Consider the following 6,540-nt stretch of genomic DNA (forward strand, 5'->3'; position numbering starts at 1 on the left):
GTTGCGTCCATCAGTTGAACTCACAGCCAGAAGCGGACATCGACGAGACATAGTTTATGTTCGTTAGCAGGGAATCGGTCAGTAGACTTCTTCCTGGCTCCTCGGGTAGTTCGTTATATGTTTTGCATGCCCTTACTTGGCACACAATCCTCTCCGGAGGTTCGGACTGACCGTACCCGCCGTAAAAACAGCATTTACAGCCTCAACCACACCCACGGTGCTCGCTATAGTGTGCTAGCTCAGTGTCTGCCATTACTGTTCTGCGACTGCAGAAGTCATCTATCAGGAAATACAGATCATGCTGTTTAACTGGAAAGATCTTATCACACCCATTGTGACCGTCACTGCGGTCTGGCTCGGGGCCAAACTCGCGTTAAGTAATGATATTCGTAAGAAAGTGCTAGAGCTCGAAACTACCAAGTTGGAGCGGTTGGCATTTGAGTGCGACAGCTGTGTGAACAATCTGCACATGAACTGCATGAGAATCTATAAAATTATTGAAGATTTATCCGGGGAATATACCAAGAGAATCACCTTGGCGGAGGTTACTCAATGCCTGAAAAAATCAGCTGAAGCAGGAACAGTAATCGATACTAAAGCTGGACAACAATTTCAGAATACGCTGGAACTTCACCGTCAGGCCGACTTTGAAGAATGGAAAATACTCATCCTTCCACTGCTACTACATATTAACAAGGTACTTGCCTCCCCATCGCTGGCCAACGATGACTGTACGAAAGAACTCAGCCGCCTTTACTGGAAGCCAGAGCAAGCAAAAAGCTACAATGAAGAGCTTGCCGTGCTGGCAGGCCCATTGCCTAGCTATCGGCAACAGCTGTTTAAACGCATCGCCGATGATTACCAAGCATTACTGCACCCCGCACCGCTTAATATATGGGTGATTACACGTAAAACTTGCCACTCAATCCGGGATTTCTTCAAATACACCCCGTTAGCGTCGCGAAATAATATGCGGCAATGATATCAGTTTTGCTGGCAGCGTTTCACTCATAGTGAACCTGCAATACGACGGTACCTCATGGTTATTTCCCAAAGCATGACTCTGTCAGGCTAGTTTTTTAATGTAGTACTTATGTAACTAGACCCGTTTTGGTTCCATGCATTTTTTGAGATCCCCGCCAAATAATGGTGCTGCCGGTATTCCTCCGGTGTCATATTGTTCAGTGATTCATGCGGGATACTTACACTTAGTTCACATTTACGACGCAGAGACGTAAATCATATGGATGATTATTATGACATTTATACATAAGCCACAAACAATCCATTCAGTACAAAATACTGAATCTTTAGATGCTCAGGAATTCAATGAGCTGATAAAAGAGTTATCCGAACTGAGCTTTACGCATAGCTCGGAGGTTTCTGAATGTATTGTTAAGAATAATCTCGGTAATAAGTATAAAAATATATCTGGGATTCTACAGATGACGAAACATAGCGATAAATGGTCGTTCGATGGAGGTTTTCCTCCAGATGTTTATGGACGATTATGCCGAAAGCTGAAACTTAAAAATAAAGGTTCACAATCTCGTCCAGGAAAATTTACTCTATATAAAAGCGTCAAGTAATCGGTGGTCGTTGATACGTCGATGAATAAGCCAAAACTGCGAAATACTTATCGTCAGCACTGATCGTAACTGGCGGTCCGGCCCTATAAAGTCGGAGGGGCCGAACGTCCTCAGAGTGCCAAAAGCGGACATCACTATTTGTGTAAATATCCCGCTGAACCTGCAGTGTTTGGGACATAAACATCACAAAAATGGAGATCATACTCTGGGTTAATAACATATGGGAACTTGAAGGTTCCCATATGTTATTAATAGAATTCGAGCGATTATCAATGAAAGTCGCAAAAAAGGTTAACTAACCTTCCTTTTCTTGACTTTGCTTAACAACTAAAATTATGCAACCAATCACTTCAACAACCAGATTGAGAGACAGTGCTACGGCAAACAGCTTTGCTGCTATAAACATTTAGCATGAGAAATAATTAGCTAATGCTTGGGATGACTTATTAAAGACAAATTATAAATTTTAATATATGGCAGAAAAAATTGTGTGTCTAAACAGAACACAAGGAATTTCAGATCAGCCTCTAAATTTTCAAAGCAACCTGAAAATCTTGGACATTGTTGCCCTTTCTTTATAACCACTAGCATGCCCACGATTACAGCCCCCTAGGTGATTCCTCAGAGTAATGATCCAATCCCTCTGCCGATGCCTCTACTCAAACAGGGTATATATTTAACTATTGCGATCATTTACAACATTGCTAATATTGAGTGGTGAATTAGGTGATCGTTGTATGCTGTTAGCATGTTTTTTGATGTAACACTCACTATCCATATAAAGGTTATTGAAATTTCACCTTATATACAGTAATGTGTCTCAAGTATACCATCATATATTAACAGTGGGTGTAAATGAAAATTTTCAATGACCGTGAAAAGTTTGAAATCAAAGAGTCAATATTTACTTTTGAATCCTTAATTGCGGACGCACCACCAGAAATATCATCAATACTCAAAGGAAAAAACGTTATTATTTTACCATCTCATGGGTATGAAGACGTTTATTACACAGGCACATTAGATACACTAGATTATCTTAATGAAAATAAAATTAGTGCCGAAGTATATGCTACCGACGACGAATATAAAGAATTGGGGTTGCATGCGGCAGATATATGGCTTGGTACCTTTATTATTAAAAATTTTGTAATACCTATATTCTGTAGCGTAGTTTCAGCATATATTTATGATAAAATAAAAGCAAAGAAAAATGATAAAATTTCGCTAACATTCATCGTTGAAAAGAAGGATGGAAAGACTGTTTCAATTGAGTACAATGGAAAAATAGAAAACTTCAATGAAGTTCTGAATGCTGTTAAAGGATTTAGTAATGAAGATTGAATTAACAACCTTGGAAGACATTGTAAATCCAGAAATTATTAAAGCGATTGACTCCATAAAAAAAGAAAAATTAAACGCTATCAAATATGGTGATGAAGAAAAAGCCAATGAGTGCTGGAGAGTACTTAAAGCATTTGATCTAAATGTGCTTTATATTCGAGCATTCAATAATATAAAAAATAAGAAATATAGAGATGCATGGAATGAACTCGAACAGTGTGAAATAAATTATGAATTTCTTAATGAAAATTCAACTGAAACTTTTTTAATTAATACAAGATCTAAGTTCATAATAGACAAGGTTCTTAAATGGCAGTCTCTTTATCCGTATTGCCTATTTATTAGTCCCGGTTTTAAAGTTGGTTACTATACCTGCAGTATCTGTGATCACAGAGTTAGACCAAGATCGAGGTGCGGACATAAAAAAGGTAAAATCTATAACGGTGAACTATGTCTTCATATAGCTCATGACATGGAGTTCCTTGAGGTTTCAATTGTATCAACGCCGGCTCAAAAGTATTCAGTAATGCATGATGATGCAACCCTTGATTTTACACTGATACAATATATATCAAATATTTTAGAAAATGCATTCGAGGAGTGGGATTTAAATAGAACAACTATGAGGTTTCCAAAAGAGCGTTTTGCAAATGTGAGAAACGAGGATGATTGCCCTTGTAAAAGTGGCAGAGAGTTCCATAGTTGCTGTAGTGATAAAAAAGAAATTGAAATTCCACATATTGATTTCATACTTTCAAAAGCTATCCCTTCTGATAAAGAAGAAATTAGTTTTCCGTATTAAAAATAAACATGAGTTAGAGCAGAGTCACTAGGGCAAGCACATGATGCTTTCCTCGCCCATAGACGTCATGCCAGAGGGATTCATCGGTATCGACGGAGGGGAAATTTTTTTGTTGGCAGAGGCGTTCGAGACGCTGATCCGTGAATTCACTGCGGGGTGCGTTGAAGGCACACTGGCGGAGGCCCTCGCCGGATTGAACTGTATGTATGAGGATTTGTGAAATGTCTGATATCGATGTAATGAGACTGGATCAGTCTGTCACCCGTCCGGAACAGGATCGCTATGATTTTCGCTATGTTGCTGCACAGCTGGCACAGTCAATACAGGCTATCGGTCGTGAAGGAAGCGCCGTTATCGGCATTGAGGGAGTATGGGGCTCGGGAAAAACGAGTCTGCTTAACCTATTGCACACGGAACTGGATAAACAGAAAGAGGACAACACCTTTGTTCTGAGTATATCCCCCTGGCTCGACGGCAGCGGAACCAGTCTGGTGGAATCGCTGTTGATACCTGTGGCAGGTATTATTGCCGCTGAGGAAGAGCGTCTTCTTTCGCCTGAAGACCGGGAAAGCCTCGAAAAGAAAAAAGGACTTACCCGGACAGCTCGGACCCTGATGGAATATACAAGAGCGACTGCCCGCCATCTTGCCCCCCTAGCTCAGGCTGCAGCGATGATCCCGGTAATACCAGATGCCAGCGGCGCGCTGGATGCGCTATCAGAGTCTCAATGGCTAAAAGAAAAAGAAAAAACTGCTACGGAGATGCGTACTGAAATTGCAGAAAAGATTGTCGGAATGGATTTAAGCTTTATTATTCTTCTTGATGATCTGGACAGACTGGAGCCTGCGCAGGCTGTGGAGGTCGTCCGCTTGGTCAAATCCGTCGCTGATTTTCCCCGCTTCCGCTACATACTTTGTTATGACAAATCTGTACTTGCTCTGGCCATCAAAAAAGGTCTAGGCGTGGAGGATGGCGAACTTTATCTGCAGAAAATTGTGCAAATTTCGTTTAGCCTGCCGAGACCGGAATCTTTCGACCTACGTCGTGAATTTTTTTCGGGAGTTGTCGGATTATACGAAACGGTTAACGGCGAGATTCCGGACGAAGAATTTATAAATGACTTGAATCGCGTGACTGATATCTACGGTGCTGCGCTGAAAACACCCCGTGAAGTTCATCTGTCCCTGAATAATCTGCGGTTCAGATACAGCGGAATACGTGATTACGTCTATTTACCGGATCTGAGCTTTTTGCAATTGATTCGCACCACCAATCCCGGATTGCATGACTGGATAGAAGAATATCTTACAGAGCGGGCAATTGTGGAATCTGGTGACGGCAGTGTAAGTGAGGAAGAACAAAAATTGCTGACACAAAATTTAGTTGAGTGTCTGTCCCGTTTCCGAGCTTCAGAAGCAAAATCTGTAAGTTCCCTGAAAAACTGGGTGCCGGGAATTTCAGGGTACCAGGCTAATATACAGAAGCTATTTGCTCAGACAAGTGATGAAGATAAAGCGTTGATGACAGCAAATCGGCGTCTCGGGAGCACGGCATACTGGCGTTATTACTTTGCATTTTCTTCGCCTCAGAACGTACTGCCACCAGCGTATTTTGATGAGCTGTTCCGTAAAAGCAGTAATCCTGAAGAATATCCGGCGATGGCCCGTGAACTCTTGGCTAGGATCAACAGCAATGGTGTGTCCTCACGCACTTGGTTTGAACATATTCTAAGTCAGTTGACACGGCCGATGATAAACGAGCGTGCAGCCTTCGAGTGTCATGGTCTGCTGACATTTTTCTTTAATGCTGGCGATGAGATATATGAACGTTACAGGCAGAGAAATCGCTGGTTTTCACGGTATGATCTTGATGTAAACAGCGTGGCTGATCGTCTTCTGAAAAGGATGTTGGATAATGACCGGACGAAAACGATGGAAATCCTGCTTTCATTGACGATGAAAGGAACCGCTTGGGTCTGGATTGCGAATTATATCCGCGATTTGCTGTGGCAGAACGGGTTGGCCGGTGACCGAGCTGAGCCAGAGAACGAGTGTGTACTGAACGATGGAGAACTGAACTGTATTCGTCAACATTTCTGCGAACGTTTAAACAAGGGTGAACTGAAATCACTGCTTGTGCAGGATGGCGATCTGGGGGGCTTTGTCTGGGCCTGGCAGGATATTGCAGGCCCAGAATACGTTATTTCATGGATTACTCAACATATTGACAGTGATAAAGTTTTTCTGATGTTGTTACTGAGCCTGCGATCTCATATTATTTCCAGTGCAACTGGGCACTATCTGACACTAAAAATAAGGGATATAGCTCACCTGTTTGGAGGTGAGGAAATGCTCCTGGAAAGGTTAGAGCGTATTGAGTCCGAGGATAATTTTCCAGATCAAGTTAAAGACGTTAGGGCCGCCATCGCCCTCAGTAAGTCATTCTGATGCCTCTGTTCTACGGGTAATAACGACTAACTCAGTGTGAGAGGCCGCTTAGCGGCCTTACATCTATTTTCAGACACTAAGAGCTTTTTCTTTGTCAAATGGGATCCCAGCATATTCCTTTGCTCAACAATTTGCGTTTCCAGCCGCCATGTTCATCAAGCTCGGTATACAGTACGACAGCAAGATCTGAACGTCTTTCGTGCTCGCCCTTCTTGAGTACCAGTACTTCCCCGCGAAATATCCCAGCTCATACAGGACATTCTGACGTGCACGCAGTCGTGTGCTTTCAGATGCCAAGGAATAACCGCTAACACTAACTTCCGCTCCTCGCTGTGAGTTCAACTGATGGACGCAACAC

The 6,540-nt window shown here is 42.2% G+C and carries 6 protein-coding genes; 5 read left to right on the forward strand and 1 reads right to left on the reverse strand.

Features of this window, described 5'->3' with window-relative positions:
* Positions 1-298 precede the first annotated feature (298 nt).
* The 5 genes from FDX19_RS24960 (at position 299) to FDX19_RS24985 (ending at position 6,182) form a co-directional block, all read left to right on the forward strand.
* Positions 299-982: a hypothetical protein gene (locus FDX19_RS24960; RefSeq protein WP_137384818.1), complete on the forward strand. Its 684-nt coding sequence runs from the start codon at positions 299-301 to the stop codon at positions 980-982.
* A gap of 1,462 nt (positions 983-2,444) precedes the next feature.
* Positions 2,445-2,933, forward strand: coding sequence for a hypothetical protein (locus tag FDX19_RS24970; protein WP_137384820.1), 489 nt, complete (start codon positions 2,445-2,447; stop codon positions 2,931-2,933).
* Complete coding sequence (locus tag FDX19_RS24975; protein WP_137384821.1) at positions 2,923-3,735, forward strand: hypothetical protein; 813 nt, start codon at positions 2,923-2,925, stop codon at positions 3,733-3,735. Before FDX19_RS24970 ends, FDX19_RS24975 begins: the two co-directional genes overlap by 11 nt.
* Before the next feature lie 40 nt (positions 3,736-3,775).
* On the forward strand, positions 3,776-3,955 hold the full coding sequence (locus FDX19_RS24980) for a hypothetical protein (RefSeq protein ID WP_212734729.1): 180 nt from the start codon (positions 3,776-3,778) through the stop codon (positions 3,953-3,955).
* Position 3,956: 1 nt separating this feature from the next.
* Positions 3,957-6,182 (forward strand): P-loop NTPase fold protein, encoded by a 2,226-nt coding sequence (locus FDX19_RS24985; protein WP_249357605.1) that lies wholly within the window; start codon positions 3,957-3,959, stop codon positions 6,180-6,182.
* 123 nt (positions 6,183-6,305) lie between these two features.
* Here the strand turns inward: FDX19_RS24985 and FDX19_RS25740 are convergent, their stop codons facing one another.
* Positions 6,306-6,524 carry a TIR domain-containing protein gene (locus FDX19_RS25740; RefSeq protein ID WP_368666081.1) on the reverse strand — a complete coding sequence of 73 codons (219 nt, stop codon included), beginning with the start codon at positions 6,522-6,524 and terminating at the stop codon, positions 6,306-6,308.
* Between the last annotated feature and the right edge of the window lie 16 nt (positions 6,525-6,540).

The sequence above is a fragment of the Citrobacter sp. wls619 genome (assembly GCF_005281345.1).
Classification (GTDB): Bacteria; Pseudomonadota; Gammaproteobacteria; order Enterobacterales; family Enterobacteriaceae; genus Citrobacter.